Genomic DNA, 14,271 nt, shown 5'->3' on the forward strand with positions numbered 1-14,271 from the left:
CGTCGGGGTGTCGCGTCCCGAACCCCGTGATCGTTTCCGCGAGGAGCGCGAGCGGGTAGCCCGACGCCGTGGAACAGCTGTCCGAGAAGCTCCTCAACTGGGCGAGCATCCTCGACGAGCAGACCCGGGTGCAGGCCGAGCGCACCGCCTCGCTGCCGTTCGTGCACCCGCACGTCGCCCTCATGCCCGACGCGCACCTGGGCAAGGGCGCCACGGTCGGCTCGGTGCTGCCCACCCGCGGCGCGATCATCCCGGCCGCCGTCGGGGTCGACATCGGCTGCGGCATGATCGCCGTCCGCACGCCGTGGTCGGTCGACGAGGTCCGCGGCCGCGGCCCGCTGGCGCCGCTGCGCGGGGACATCGAGCGGGCCGTGCCGCTCTCGGCCGGCAGGTACAACAAGCGGCTCACCGAGACGGCGAAGGCGCGCGTGGCCGAGCTCGAGCGCCACGGCGAGGAGCTCGGCGTCCTGGGCTCGGTGACCGCGACCGCGCCGAACTGGCCGCTGCAGCTGGGCAGCCTCGGCTCGGGCAACCACTTCATCGAGGTCACCGCCGACGAGCGGCAGCGGGTGTGGCTGTTCCTGCACTCGGGCAGCCGCGGCGTCGGCAACAAGATCGCCTCCCGGCACATCGCGATCGCCGCGGAGCGCGCCCGCCGCGAGCGGCTCGACCTGCCCGACCGCGACCTCGCCTGGCTCGAGGAGGGGACGGCGGAGTTCGACCGCTACATCGCCGAGCTGCGGTGGGCGCAGCACTTCGCCCTGCTCAACCGCGAGGAGATGATGGACCGGGTCGCCGGCTGCCTGGCCCGGCACATGCGGGCCGACGAGGTGCCCGAGCTCGAGCGGATCAACGCCCACCACAACTTCACCCAGCGCGAGACGCACGACGGCGTCGACCTGTGGGTCTCGCGCAAGGGCGCCATCCAGGCGCGGCGCGGCCAGGAGGGGCTCATCCCGGGCTCGATGGGGACGGCGAGCTACGTGACCACCGGCCTGGGCAACCCGCTGGCGCTGGAGTCGGCGCCGCACGGCGCGGGCCGGGCGTACTCGCGCGGCGCGGCCCGGCGGACGTTCACGCGGGCACAGCTGGACGCCGCCATGGCGGGCATCGAGTGGCGGCACAGCGACGTCTTCCTCGACGAGATCCCCGCCGCCTACAAGAGCATCGACGTCGTCATGGCGGACGCGGAGGAGCTGGTGGAGATCCGGCACACCCTGCGTCAGTTGGTGAACGTCAAGGGCGACTAGGCCCTCACCAGCGGTTACGGTTCCGGCCGTGACCGCCGTCTCCTCCCCCGCGCGGCTCGGCCGGGGCACGCACGTCGGCTACGCGCTGGGCTCGATCGGGACGGCGGCGTTCGGCACGGTGCCGGGGCTGCTGCTGCTCTTCTACCTGACCGACGTCCTCGGGGTGGCCGCCGGCGTGGCCGGCGCCGTCGTCTTCGCGCCCAAGGCCTGGGACGTGCTGCTCAACCCGTGGATCGGCAGCCGCTCCGACCGCACCGAGAGCCGGTGGGGCCCGCGGCGGCCGTGGATGCTGGCCGGCGGGCTCACCCTCCCGCCGCTGTTCGTGCTGGTGTTCGCCGGGCCCGGTGGGTCCCCCGGCGTGGCGGCGGCCTGGGTGGCGGTCACGTTCCTGCTCGCCGCCACCGCCTACGGCTGCTTCCAGGTGCCCTACGTCGCCCAGCCCGCCGAGATCACCGACGACCCCGGCGAGCGGTCCACGCTGATGTCGTGGCGGGTGGCCGCGCTGGCCGTCGGCATCCTGCTGGCCGGGGCGGGCGCGCCCGCGGTGGTCGACGCGGCCGGCGGCGACCGGGGCGGCTACCTGGCCATGTCCGCGTTCGTCGCCGTCCTGCTGGCGCTCGGCATGCTCGGCGCGGTCTGGGGCACCCGCGACGCCCCGACGCTCACCCGGGTCCGCAGCGAGGGCCGGCTGGGGACGACGCTGCGGCTGGCCTGGCGCTCGCGGCCGTTCCGGGTGCTGCTGGTCGGCTTCGTGGTGCAGGCACTGGGCATCGGCGTGATGCTCGCCGGCGTCCCCTACTACGCGCAGCACGTGCTCGGCGACGAGGGCGCCGGCACGCTGCTGTTCGCGGCGCTGGTCGGCCCGGCGATCCTGGTCATGCCGCTGTGGCTGCGGGTCAGCCGGCGGCTCGGCAAGCGGGCCGGGCTGCTCATGTCCTCGGTGCTGTTCGCCCTGGGCGCCGCGGCCCTGGCCGTCGGCGACGAGGGCGGCACCGGCGCGGTGCTGCCGCTGGTGGTGCTCGTCGGCATCGGCTACGCGGGCATGCAGATGTTCCCGCTGGCGATGCTGCCCGACGTGATCGCCGCCGACGAGGCCGCCTCCGGGCAGCGCCGGGCCGGTGTGTTCACCGGCGTCTGGACCGCCGCCGAGACCCTCGGCCTCGCCGTCGGGCCCGGGCTGCTCGGCCTGCTGCTCGGCGCCGCCGGCTACGTCTCCTCCACCGGGGACGACGTGGCGCAGGGCTCCGCCGCGGTCACCGCCGTCCGGTTCGGGTTCAGCGTGCTCCCGGCCGTCATCGTGCTGGCCGCCGTGCCGGTGTTCGCCCGCTACCGACTGGAGGCCCCCCGTGACGCCTGACGACGTGCTCGCCGAGCTCACCGCGCTGCAGGCCGGTGACGTCCCGACGCACGGCGGGGCGACGATGGCCTACGTCTACGACTCCGGCCTGGCCGGGCTCGACGACCTCGCCGCCGCGGCGCAGGCGGCGTTCCTGTGGACGAACGCCCTCGACCCGACCGCCTTCCCCAGCGTCGCCCGCATCGAGGACGACCTGGTCGGCGCCGCGCTCGACCTCCTGCACGGCCCGCCGGGCGCCGTCGGCACGCTCACCTCCGGCGGCACCGAGAGCTGCCTGCTGGCGGTGCTCGCCGCCCGGGAGCGGTGGCGCTCGCGCGGCGGCGCCGGGACCCCCACCCTGCTGCTGCCGGTCACCGCGCACGCCGCCTTCCGCAAGGCCGCGCACCTGTTCGGCCTCGAGGTCGTCGACGTCGCGGTCGACCCGGTCACCTGCCGGGCCGAGCCCGCCGCCGTCCGCGCCGCGCTCGACGAGCGGACGGCGCTGGTCGTGGCCAGCGCGCCGTCGTACCCGCACGGCGTGCTCGACCCGGTCGGCGCGATCGCCGCGCTGGCGGCCGCCGCCGGCGTCCCGTGCCACGTCGACGCGTGCATCGGCGGCTGGGTGCTGCCGTTCCTCGACGACGTGCCCGAGCCGTTCGACCTCGCCGTCCCCGGGGTGAGCTCGCTCTCGGTCGACCTGCACAAGTACGGCTACGCGCCCAAGGGCGTCTCGGTGCTGCTCACCGCCGAGCCCGAGCTGCGGCAGCACCACTGGTTCTCCACCGCGGGCTGGCCGGGCTACCCGGTGGTCAACCCGACGCTGGCCGGCACCCGGCCCGCCGGTCCCATGGCCGCCGCCTGGGCCGTGCACCGGTACCTCGGCGACGACGGCTACCGGCGGCTGGCCCGCGACACCCGCGCCGCGACGACGGCGCTGGCCGGGGGCGTCGCCGGCATCGACGGGCTGCGGGTGGTGGGCAGCCCGGTCGCCACCCTCGTCGCGGTGGCGCAGGACGGGCCCGACGGGGTGGACGTGCTCAACCTCGCCGACGAGATGACCGCCCGCGGCTGGCTGCTCCAACCCCAACCGCCGTTCGCCCAGCCCGGCGGCGGCGACCTGCCCGCGACGCTGCACCTCACGGTCACCGGCGCGACCGCCGGCCGGGTCGACGCCCTGCTCGCCGACCTCGCCGACGCCGCCAAGGCCGCCGCGGCCCTGCCCGCGCCGGTGGCCGACCCCGACCTGGTGGCCGCGGCCGCCACGATCGACCCCGCGGCGCTGACCGTCGCCGAGGTCGACGCCCTGCTGGAGGTGGCCGGCGTCGGCGGCGGACGGCTGCCCGAGCGCATGGCGCCGGTGCACGCGCTGGTCGCCGCGCTCCCCCGCCCGGTCGCCGAGCGGCTGCTGGCCGGCGTCCTCGACCTGGTCTACCGGCCCGATCGACGATGACCGCCCTGCGGGTCGTCGCCGCGGTGCTGGCGGGCCGCCCGGACGTGGGCCGGCCGCCGTGGCTGCTGCTCGGGCGGCGGCTGCGCCGGCTGCTGGTGGCCGTCGTGGTGCTGTACGCGGTCATCGTCGTCGCGGCCGCGTCCGGCCGGATCAACGACGTCGGCCGGATGAACGGCGGCCTGGCGTTCCTGATCATGCTCCCGGAGGCCGTCGCCGTCCTGCTCGCCGTCTGGCGGCCGCTCCCCGCCTGGCGGGTCGTGACCGCGGCGTGGCTGGTCGTCCCGTTCGTCCTCGAGCGGCCCGACCGCTGGGACGTGCTCCTCGAGCCGTGGCAGTGGTTCCTGTGGGCGCCGGTGCTCTTCGCCGCCGCGTGGGTGCTGCCCCGCCGCGACACCGTGGCGCTCGCCGTCGTCTCGGCGCTGGCGCCGGTCGTCCTCTCTCCGGCCCTGGCGTGGCCGGGAGGGACCGACACCGTCGTGTACTCGGTGCTCGGCGCGCTGGTCCCGGTCGTCGTCGGCGCCAGCCTCGGCGCCCGGTGGGACGCCCGCCGGGCGCTGGCCGAGGAGCAGGCGCGGACGGCGGCGGCGCAGGCCGAGCGCGGCGCCCTCGCCGAGCGCGCCCGCATCGCGCGGGAGATGCACGACGTCCTGGCCCACGAGCTCTCGCTGATCGCGGTGCGCTGCGAGACGGCGCCCTACCGGCTGCCCGGGCTGCCGCCCGCCGCCGGCGCCGAGCTGGCGGAGCTGGCCGGCACCGCCCGCCGCGCGCTCACCGACCTCCAGCAGCTGCTCGGGGTGCTCCGCGCCGACGACCAGCAGGCCGCGCGCGCCCCGCAGCCCGGGCTGGACGGCCTCACCGGGCTGGTCGAGGAGACGCGGGCCGCCGGTGTCGAGGTGTCGGCCGAGATCGAGCCGGTGCCGGTGCCCGCCGGCGTGGGCCTGTCTGCGTACCGGATCGCGCAGCAGGCGCTGGCCAACGCCGTCCGGCACGCCCCGGGCGCCGCCGTCCGGGTGGAGCTGTGCCCGCACGACGGCGCGCTGCGGCTGCGCGTGGCCAACGGACCGGGCCGCGCGCCCGGGACGCCGGGGGCCGGCGTGGGGCTGCTGGGCATGCGGGAGCGGGCCGAGCTGCACGGCGGGACCCTCGAGGCCGGGCCGACCGGCGACGGCGGGTTCGCCGTGGTGGCCGAGCTGCCGCTCGACGGGGAGGCGACCGCGTGATCCGGGTGCTCATGGTCGACGACCAGGAGATGGTGCGCGAGGGGCTGGCCGCGCTGCTCGCCGCCCAGCCCGACATCGACGTCGTCGGCACCGCCGGGGACGGCGCGGAGGCGCTGCGCCGCGTCGCCGAGCTGACCGCCGCGGGGACCGGCCCCGACGTCGTGCTCATGGACATCCGCATGCCGGTGCTCGACGGGCTGGAGGCCACCCGGACGCTGCTCGCCGACGGCGCGCCCGGGCCCAGGGTGGTCGTGCTCACCACCTTCGACCTCGACGACTACGTGTACGACGCGCTGCGGGCCGGGGCGAGCGGTTTCCTGCTCAAGCACGCGCCCGCGGCCGAGCTGCTGCAGGCCGTGCGGGTCGCGGCCGCCGGCGACGCGCTGATCACCCCCGCGGTCACCCGCCGGCTGATCGCCGACTTCGTCGCCGCGCGCCGGGCCGTGGTGCCGCCGCCGGGCCGGCCCGAGCGGCTGGCCGGGCTGACCGACCGGGAGGCCGAGGTGCTGCGCCTGGTCGCCCGCGGCCTGTCGAACACGGAGATCGCCGCGCACCTGGTGGTGGCCGAGCAGACGGTGAAGACCCACGTCAGCCGGGTGTTCGCCAAGCTGGCGCTGCGGGACCGCGCCCAGGCCGTCGTCCTGGCGTACGAGACGGGGCTGGTCACGCCCGGCGGGGAGGTACCGGGGTAGCACGTGCAGGACGGCTCCCCGGTGTGACGACCCGGGCGCCGTCCGTGCCTAGCGTCGGGCGGCGTGATCACCTCCCCTCGGCGCGCGCCGGTGCTGGTCAGCGCGCTGGTCACGCTCACCGTCGGGGTCGTGGCGCCGCCTGCCGAGGCGGCCGTGCCGCCGCCGGTGGTCCGCGACGCCGGGTGCGCCGCCGCCCTGACCGACCGCCTCGCCCCGGACGGCGGCGGCCCGGTGCGGGTGCTCGGCTGCGACCCGGCCGGGCGGGGGCTGGCCGTCGTGGCGCTGGGCGACCCGGCCACCGCCGCGCACGTCGCGGTCCTGGTGCCCGGGTCCGACATCGACCTGGCCACGCTCGCCGACGCCCGGCGGCCGCAGCGCCGTCCGTTCGGCTGGGCGCAGGCGCTGGCCGCGGCGGGCGGCCCCGGGCTCGCCGTCGTCCTGTGGGTGGGCTACCCGACGCCGCGCGGGCTCGGCGTCGACGCCGCCTCTGGCCGGCTGGCCCGGGCGGGGGCGGCGGCGCTCGTCCGCTTCGTCGACGACCTGGACGCCGCCGGGCACGTCACCGTCGTCGGGCACAGCTACGGGGCGGTGGTCGTGGCGCTGGCGGCCGACGACCTCGCCGCCGACGACCTGGTCCTCCTCGGCAGCCCCGGCGCGCGGGCGGGCACCGCGGCGGAGCTGGGCACGCAGGCGCGGGTGTGGGCGGCGCGGGCGCCCGACGACTGGATCGGGCGCGTGCCGGCCGTCCGGGTCGGCGACCTCGGCCACGGCGCCGACCCCGCCGATCCGGGTTTCGGCGCCCGCCGGCTGCCCACCGGCGGCGCGCGCGGGCACGACGGCTACTTCCGGCCCGGCTCGGCCGCCCTGGCCGCCGTCGCCGCGGTCGCGACCGGGGACCGGGGCGCCGCGTGACCGCCCCCGCCGCCGGCCGCGATCCCGCCGTGGACGCCCTGCGGGCGATCGCGATCACCGGCGTGGTGGTGGGTCACTGGCTGGTGACGGCGCCGATCGCACCGCGGCCCACCGACGGCGCCGTGCGGCTGGACAGCCCGCTGCGCGCCATGCCGGAGCTGGCGCCGGTCAGCTGGCTGCTGCAGACGCTGGGGCTGTTCTTCCTCGTCGCGGGCTTCGGCGCCGCGCGCAGCTGGTCGGCCGCGACCGGGAAGGGGTGGTGGACCGGTCGGGTGCGCCGGCTGGTCGCGCCGGTCGCCGCGCTGACCGGCGCGGTGGCCTGCGTCGCGGCCGCGCTGGCCCTCGGCGGGGCGCCGCAGAGCCTGGTGCGGCGGGTGGTCACCCTGTCGCTGAGCCCGCTGTGGTTCCTCGGGGTGCACCTGGCCCTGCTGGCCGCGACGCCGGTGCTGGTGGCGCTGGACCGGCGGTTCGGCGCCCGGGCCGTCGTCCTGCCCGTCGTCCTCGCCGTCGTCGCTCCCCCGCTCGTGGTCGCCGCGTGGTGGGTGCCGTGGCAGCTCGGGATCGCCACGGCCCGCCGGCCGCTCCCCCGCGCCGCCGCGGCGGGCCTGGCGGTGGGCGGCGTCGCCGGGGTGGTGCTGCTGGTGGGGCTCGCCGGGTTCCCGTCGGCCGCGGTGGGGGTCCCGGGGACGGCCGGGTCCAACCTCGCCCCGCCGTCGGCGGCGACGGTGTGCCTCGCCCTCGCGCAGGCCGGCCTCGCCGGGCTGGCCGCGCCCCTGCTGGCGCGGGCCGGGGAGCGACCGCTGGTGCGCGCGGCCAACCGGGCGGCGCTGCCGGTCTTCCTGCTGCACCAGCCGGTGCTCGTCGCGCTGTGGCTGGTCACCCTGCCGCTGGGTCCGCTGCCCGGGCTGCACGGTGCCCCGGACGACGCGGGGTGGCTGCTGGCGCGCGCGCTGTGGCTGCTGCCCCTCGCCGTCGTCCTGGCGCGCGCGTGCGGAGTGCCACGGGCGCGCTTTCCGCGCCGTGGCACTCCGCTGCGCGTCAGGCGGTGACCCCGCTCTCGCGGGCGCAGCCGGCGACCGCCTCGGCCACCGCGGCGGCCACCCGGCGGTCGAGCGGGCTGGGCACCACGTGGTCGGGCCGCAGGTCCTCGCCCACGACGCCGGCGATCGCCGCGGCCGCGGCCAGCTTCATCTCCTCGGTGATGGCCGTGGCGCCGGCGTCGATGGCCCCGCGGAAGACGCCGGGGAAGGCCAGCACGTTGTTGATCTGGTTCGGCAGGTCGCTGCGCCCGGTGGCGACGACGGCGGCGTACCTCGCCGCCATCTCCGGGTCGACCTCGGGGATCGGGTTGGCCAGCGAGAACACGATGCAGTTCGGCGCCATCGAGGCGATCGCCGACTCCGGCACCGACCCGCCGGACAGCCCCAGGTAGACGTCGGCGCCCGCGAGCGCGTCGACCATCGTGCCCGCGTACCCGGCGCGGTTGGTGTTCTCGACCAGCCACCGCTTGACCGGGGTGAGGTCCTCGCGCCCGGCGTGCAGGACGCCCTTGGAGTCGGCCACCGAGATGTCCCCGATCCCGGCCCCGAGCAGGATCTTCGTGCAGGCCACCCCGGCCGCTCCGGCGCCGGCCACGACCACCCGCAGGTCGCCGATCTCCCGCCCGACGACCTCGGCGGCGTTGCGCAGGGCGGCCAGGACGACGATCGCCGTCCCGTGCTGGTCGTCGTGCATGACCGGGATGTCCAGCCGCTCGCGCAGCCGGTCCTCGATCTCGAAGCAGCGCGGCGCGCTGATGTCCTCGAGGTTGATCCCGCCGAAGGACGGCGCGATCGTCGCGACCGTCTCGACGATCTCGTCGACGTCGGTGGTGGCCAGCACCACCGGGACGGCGGAGAGCCCGGCGAACTCGCTGAACAGGCAGGCCTTGCCCTCCATCACCGGCAGCGACGCGGCCGGACCGATGTCGCCCAGGCCGAGGACGGCGGTGCCGTCGGAGACCACGGCGACCACGCGCGGGGCCCAGGTGAACCGGCGCGCCAGGGCCGGCTCGGCGGCGATGGCGCTGGAGACGCGGGCGACGCCGGGGGTGTAGGTCAGCGCGAGGTCGGCGATGGAGTCGATGGAGCGGGTGGGGCGTACCTGCAGCTTGCCGCCCTCGTGCACCGCGAACGCCGGGTCGTCGGCGAAGCGGTCGGACCCGTCCGCACCGGTGCCTCCGTGCTGCTCACCCATGGAACGGGGAGCCTAATCCGGTGCCGTCCGCCTCACCCACGGGGCTCCGGGTCGTCGCCGCACGCCGCTCCCCGGCACGCCGCCGTCCGGCGGCTGCCGTGACCCTTGACACACCGTCCGGCCTCGGGACAGGGTGAGCCCAGCCGACCGACCGCGATGCGGACACCTGTCCGGCGCTGCCGCGGCGCGTCGTCCCTGCGGGTCCAGGAGGTGGCCGTCGTGGCTGTCGTGCAGGTACCGGTGCTGGTCGTCGGCGGGAGCCTCGTGGGGCTGACCACGTCGCTCCTGCTGTCCGCGCAGGCGGTGCCGCACCTGCTGGTCGAGCGCCACCGCGGGACGGCGGTCCACCCGCGGGCCGCCTCCTTCCACCAGCGCACGATGGAGACCTTCCGCAGCGTGGGGCTGCAGGAGACGGTCGAGGCAGCGGCGGAGAAGGAGTTCCAGCAGAACGGGGCCATCGTCTCGGTCGAGAGCCTCGCCAGCCCGGACATGACGTTCTTCTTCCGCCACTTCAACGAGGGTGTCGAGCAGCTCAGCCCGACCTCGCGGCTGTTCATCACGCAGATCGGGCTGGAGCCGCTGCTGCGGGACCGCGCGCGGGACCAGGGGGCCGAGCACCGCTTCGGCACGGAGCTGGTCGGCTTCGAGCAGGACGAGGACGGCGTGACGTCGGTGATCCGCGACCGCGACGCCGGTCGCGAGGAGACGGTGCGCTCCCAGTACCTGGTGGCCGCGGACGGCACCCACAGCGGGGTCCGGGACCGCCTCGGCATCGGGATGGACGGCCGGGGGGCGTTCGCCGAGTGCGTCACGATCTACTTCCGGGCCGACGTCCGCGACCTGATCGGCGACCGGAACCTCAGCGTCGTCTACGTGAACCACCCGGAGCTGCTCGGCTTCTTCCGCTTCTCGATCACCGGTGACTCCGGGTTCCTCGCGGTGTTCTCCACGCGCAACCCGGACGGGTCGCGGGACACGCACGTCGCCGACGATCTCGACACCGCCCGCTGCGTGCAGTTCGTGCGCAAGGCCCTGGGCCGGCCGGACGTCGACGTGGCGGTCGAGAACGTCCAGCGCTGGACCGCGGCGGCCGCCCATGCCGCCCGGTTCGCCGACCGGCGGGTGTTCCTCGCCGGTGACGCCGCCCACGTCATGCCGCCGACCGGCGGCTTCGGCGGCAACACCGGCGTGGCCGACGCGCACAACCTGGCTTGGAAGCTCGCCCTGGTCTCCCAGGGGGTCGCGGGGCCGGGCCTGCTGGAGACCTACGACGCCGAGCGCCGACCGATCGCCGACATGGTCGTGGAGCAGGCATACACGCGGTACGCGCTGCGGGTCGACCCGTCGCTGCCGCGCGACGGCCTCGCCGCTCCCCTCGACGACCCGTCCATCGAGCTCGGACCGGTGCACCGGTCGGCGGCCGTGGTCCCGGACGAGGCGGCGGACGACGGAGCCGTCGTCGCCGATCCGCGCCAGCCGTCGGGACGACCCGGCGTCCGGGCTCCGCACCTGTGGGTCGAGGCCGACGGCGCCCCGGCGTCGGTGCTCGACCTCTTCGGTCCCCACCTCACGCTGCTCACCGGCCCGGGCGGGCAGGCCTGGGCGGACGCGGCCACCGCGGTCGCGGAGACGTCGGCGGCGCCGCTCCGGGCCCACCGCCTGGCACCCGACGGCCCGGTCGTGGACCGGGACGGCTCCTTCCCCCGGTCGTACGGGACCGGCGACGAGGGAGCGGTCCTCGTCCGCCCCGACGGCGTGGTCGGCTGGCGCGCCCGCCGGGCGGCGGCGGACCCGCGGACGGTGCTGACCGACGCCGTGCGCCGGCTGCTCTGCCGCTGACCCCCGCGTCACGCCGGCGGGAGTCCCGGGCCTGCCGGGGCCCCGAGGCACCGGAGGTCGGCGTCAGGCCGTCCGGCGCCGGTCGCCGAGCGCCGCCGCGGCGAAGGCCAGGCAGCGCTCCTGGTGCTCCCGGTGCTCCTCGCCGCCGGGCAGGCCGTGCCCGGAGTCGAACCAGTGCACGGTGATCTCCCGGCCCAGCTCGCGGAGGCGGGCCGCGAAGGCCTCGAGCTGGGCCGGCGGGGTGCGGCTGTCGTGCCGTCCCTGCCAGACCATCACCGGCGCCCGCACCGCGGCGGCGTGGGTGAGCGGCGAGCGGTCCCGGTAGAGGTCGGGCCGCTCGTCGGGCCCGCCGCCCAGGAAGGTTCGCATCGCGCCCTGCAGCGCCGGGGAGGCGTCGCGGTAGGCCAGCGCCCAGTCGCCGATGGCGACCTCGGCGATGCCGCCGGCCCACAGCGCGGGCTGCCGGCCGAGGCCGTAGAGGGTGAGGAAGCCGCCGTAGGACTCACCGGTCAGCAGCACCTGGTCGGCCCGCGCCGTGCCCGACCGGACCAGCCACGCGTGCGCGGCGGCGAGGTCCTCGAGCTCCAGCCGCCCGACGTCGCCGCGGACCTGCTCGGCGAAGGCGGTGCCCCGGCCGGTCGAGCCGCGGTAGTTGACCGTCAGGTACGCGTAGCCGGCGTCCGCCCACGCCTGCGCGGCCGGGTTGTAGGCGTCCGGGACCAGCCAGTGCGGGCCGCCGTGCGCGTGCACCACGGCCGGGTGGGGTCCCGGGCCGGCCGGGGTGACCAGCCAGCCCTGCACGAGCGTGCCGTCCGCCGAGGGGAAGGTGACCGACCGGGCGGGCCGCCCGTCGGGCACGGCAGGGGGTGCGAGCACCACCTCGGGCTCCGCGCCCGGGGTCCACGAACGGACGGTCAGCGGCGTGCCGGCCGTCTCGGTGACGGCCAGCACCGACCGGCCGGGGCCGAAGGAGGACGTGCGCACCATCGGCAGCCAGGCGCTGCCGGCGGGCACGGGCACCTGCTCGACCGTCCCGTCGGCGAGGTCGAGGACGTGCAGCGTCTGCACGGCCATCTCCTGCCGGCCGAGCAGCACCGCGCCGCCGTCGTCGGACCAGTCGAGCGGGACGACGTCGGCCGGGTCGCCGGCCCCCGCCAGGACCCGGGCCGCACCGGTGCGCGGGTCCCACAGCACCGGCCGGACCCAGCCGTCGGGCTCGGAACGGACGGCGAGCAGCAGGCGCGCGTCCCCGGCCCCGGGGGCGAACCGCACCGCGGTGGCGCTGCCGCCGCCGGGGTCGGCGTAGGTGGCGACGGTCGTGCCGTCGGCCGTGTCGAGCACGGTGACGGCGAACCGGCGTTGACCGGGCCGGTGGTCGGTGGTGTCCACCGTGACCAGCCGGCCGTCGGCCGACAGCCGGGTGGTGAAGGCCTCGTGCGGCGTGCGCAGCAGCGTCCGGGGCGCCCCGCCGCCGTCGGCGGGCCCGACGAGCAGCCGGTAGCCCGATCCGTCGACGGCGACGACGGCGACCGTCCGGCCGTCCCGGCTGGTGTCCCCGCCGCGGACGGCGTACCGGGGCTCGTCCGGTGTGAGGTCGCGGCGCGCGGCCGGGTCGGCCAGCTCGACCCGCTCCACGTGGCCCAGCTCCTCGCCGGAGTCGTCGGCCAGCCGGAACAGCGCGGTGCCGTCGGGCGCCGGCCACCAGGAGTCGTCGAAGCCGTCGGTGCGCAGGCCGAGCGGGCGCACGGTGCCCGCGGCGACGTCCCACGCCGCCAGCTCCAGGTGGTCGCTGCGCTGCAGGGTCACCACGCCCCGGTCGCGGCCGGCGGCGACCCGGGCGGCGATCGCCCGCTCGGCGGAGAACCGCTCGTGCCACGGCGCCCGGCTCACCGCGCGTCCTCGCCGGTGGGCCGGCCGAGCGCGGCCAGCTCCTCGAGCGCGGTCATGGCGATGGCGACGCCGTCCAGGTAGCGGTCCACCTCGAGGTTCTCGTTCGGCCCGTGGTTGGCCTCGTCGACGTTCGCCATCGGCAGGCCGATGCTCGGGACGCCCAGCACGGCGGTCCAGACGAAGTCGGGCAGCGTCCCGCCGAGGGCCGGCACGAGCACCGGCGGCTCCCCGGTGACCGCCTCGACCGCCCGCGCCAGCGCCGGGGTGAACGGGTTGTCCAGCGGGGTGCGCGACGGCGGCACGGCCAGCTCGAGCGTCGCGGTCACCCGCGGCGCGTGCCGCCGCAGGTGCTCCACGATGCGCTCGAAGACCCGCTCCGGCGCCTGCCCCGCCACCAGCCGGACGTCGATCCGCGCGGTGGCCGACTCGGGGATGATCGTGCGGTCGAGGTCGCCGGTGACGATGCCGTCGATGGTCAGGGTGGGGACGGCGGCCAGCCGCTCGAACCAGCTCAGCTCGTCGTGCCCGTCGTCCAGCGCGTCGACGCCGATGTCGCGCAGGGCCGCCGCGACGTCGACCGGCAGCCGCTCCAGCGCCGCGCGGTCGGCGGCGGGCAGCGGCTCGACGTCGTCGGTGAAGCCCTCCACCAGGACGCGGCCGTCGGGGGCCCGCATCGAGGCCAGCGCGTGCACCAGGGCCCACGCCGGGTTGGGCGCGACGTTGCCGAAGTTGCCCGAGTGCAGCGCCCGGTCCGGACCGGCCACGGAGAGCCGGACGCCGAGGATGCCGCGGACCCCGTGCAGCAGCCGCCAGCGGCCGGACTCGTCGACCGGCCCGTCGCTCCAGACGACGACGTCGCAGGCCAGCGCGGCGCGCTCCCGGGCGACCACCGCGGCCAGGTTCGGGCTGCCGACCTCCTCCTCGCCGTCGAGGACGACGGTGACGCCGCACGGGTGGCCGCCGTCCCGCTCGAGGAGCAGCCGCAGCGCCTGGAGGTGCGCGAGGTGCTGGCCCTTGTTGTCACCGGCGCCCCGCGCCCAGACCCGCCCGTCGCGGATCACCGGTTCGAACGGCTCGCTGCGCCACAGTGCGCGCGGGCCCGCGGGCTGGACGTCGTAGTGGCCGTAGACGAGCACCGTGGGGGTACCCGGGGGCCCGTCGCGGTGACCGACCACGGCGGGGCGCCCGGGGGTGTCCACCACGCGGGCGGTCAGCCCGGCCAGCTCCATCTCGCGCACCGCCCGGTGGGTGGCCTCGGGGAAGCCCTCGCCCGTCGCGCTCACGCTGGGCTGGCGCAGGTAGTCCAGGAGCCGCTCGAGCAGCACCGCGCGGTGCTCCTCCACGAGGCGCCGGTGCGCCGCACCGCGCGCCGAGTTCGTCGCGGGGGTGCTGGTCTGCGGTGACACGGTCGTCACGTCCACCTCCAGGTCGGGTGCGGGCATGCAAC

11 protein-coding genes are annotated in these 14,271 nt (G+C 77.2%); 8 read left to right on the top strand and 3 right to left on the bottom strand.

The features are described 5' to 3' along the window. Window positions 1-68: 68 nt before the first annotated feature. The 7 genes from ACI78S_RS18695 to ACI78S_RS18725 all read left to right on the top strand — a co-directional run bounded on the left by ACI78S_RS18695 (window position 69) and on the right by ACI78S_RS18725 (window position 7,909). Complete coding sequence (locus ACI78S_RS18695; protein ID WP_456976085.1) at window positions 69-1,250, top strand: RtcB family protein; 1,182 nt, start codon at window positions 69-71, stop codon at window positions 1,248-1,250. 28 nt (window positions 1,251-1,278) lie between these two features. Beyond that, window positions 1,279-2,607, top strand: coding sequence for an MFS transporter (locus tag ACI78S_RS18700; RefSeq protein ID WP_456976087.1), 1,329 nt, complete (start codon window positions 1,279-1,281; stop codon window positions 2,605-2,607). Continuing rightward, window positions 2,597-4,036: a pyridoxal phosphate-dependent decarboxylase family protein gene (locus tag ACI78S_RS18705; protein WP_456976089.1), complete on the top strand. Its 1,440-nt coding sequence runs from the start codon at window positions 2,597-2,599 to the stop codon at window positions 4,034-4,036. The genes ACI78S_RS18700 and ACI78S_RS18705 overlap by 11 nt, the downstream gene beginning before the upstream one ends. Beyond that, window positions 4,033-5,256 (top strand): sensor histidine kinase, encoded by a 1,224-nt coding sequence (locus ACI78S_RS18710; RefSeq protein ID WP_456976091.1) that lies wholly within the window; start codon window positions 4,033-4,035, stop codon window positions 5,254-5,256. Before ACI78S_RS18705 ends, ACI78S_RS18710 begins: the two co-directional genes overlap by 4 nt. After that, a complete protein-coding gene (locus ACI78S_RS18715; protein ID WP_456976093.1) occupies window positions 5,253-5,948 on the top strand; it encodes a response regulator in 696 nt (231 codons plus the stop codon). Before ACI78S_RS18710 ends, ACI78S_RS18715 begins: the two co-directional genes overlap by 4 nt. Window positions 5,949-6,011: 63 nt before the next feature. Beyond that, window positions 6,012-6,860 (top strand): alpha/beta hydrolase, encoded by an 849-nt coding sequence (locus ACI78S_RS18720; protein WP_456976095.1) that lies wholly within the window; start codon window positions 6,012-6,014, stop codon window positions 6,858-6,860. After that, entirely contained in the window at window positions 6,857-7,909 is a 1,053-nt protein-coding gene (locus ACI78S_RS18725; protein WP_456976097.1) for an acyltransferase family protein, read from the top strand. Before ACI78S_RS18720 ends, ACI78S_RS18725 begins: the two co-directional genes overlap by 4 nt. Here ACI78S_RS18725 and ACI78S_RS18730 read toward each other — a convergent pair. Continuing rightward, window positions 7,899-9,095 carry an NAD(P)-dependent malic enzyme gene (locus ACI78S_RS18730; protein ID WP_456976099.1) on the bottom strand — a complete coding sequence of 399 codons (1,197 nt, stop codon included), beginning with the start codon at window positions 9,093-9,095 and terminating at the stop codon, window positions 7,899-7,901. The genes ACI78S_RS18725 and ACI78S_RS18730 overlap by 11 nt on opposite strands. 219 nt (window positions 9,096-9,314) lie before the next feature. Here ACI78S_RS18730 and ACI78S_RS18735 point away from each other — a divergent pair, with 219 nt between their 5' ends. Continuing rightward, a complete protein-coding gene (locus tag ACI78S_RS18735; protein ID WP_456976101.1) occupies window positions 9,315-10,934 on the top strand; it encodes an FAD-dependent monooxygenase in 1,620 nt (539 codons plus the stop codon). Between the two features lie 63 nt (window positions 10,935-10,997). Here ACI78S_RS18735 and ACI78S_RS18740 read toward each other — a convergent pair whose 3' ends face one another. Both ACI78S_RS18740 and ACI78S_RS18745 read right to left on the bottom strand, forming a co-directional pair. After that, on the bottom strand, window positions 10,998-12,824 hold the full coding sequence (locus ACI78S_RS18740) for a S9 family peptidase (protein WP_456976103.1): 1,827 nt from the start codon (window positions 12,822-12,824) through the stop codon (window positions 10,998-11,000). Next, window positions 12,821-14,266, bottom strand: a complete 1,446-nt coding sequence (locus ACI78S_RS18745; protein WP_456976105.1) for a M20/M25/M40 family metallo-hydrolase — start codon at window positions 14,264-14,266, stop codon at window positions 12,821-12,823. The genes ACI78S_RS18740 and ACI78S_RS18745 overlap by 4 nt, the downstream gene beginning before the upstream one ends. Window positions 14,267-14,271 lie beyond the last annotated feature (5 nt).

It is taken from the genome of Geodermatophilus sp. SYSU D00815 (genome assembly GCF_054050035.1).

Excerpts from the sequence above, each read along its gene's own strand:
- ACI78S_RS18710 (WP_456976091.1), top strand. The coding sequence starts at position 4,033 with ATGACCGCCCTGCGGGTCGTCGCCGCGGTGCTGGCGGGCCGCCCGGAC.
- ACI78S_RS18730 (WP_456976099.1), bottom strand. The coding sequence starts at position 9,095 with ATGGGTGAGCAGCACGGAGGCACCGGTGCGGACGGGTCCGACCGCTTC.
- ACI78S_RS18745 (WP_456976105.1), bottom strand. The coding sequence starts at position 14,266 with ATGCCCGCACCCGACCTGGAGGTGGACGTGACGACCGTGTCACCGCAG.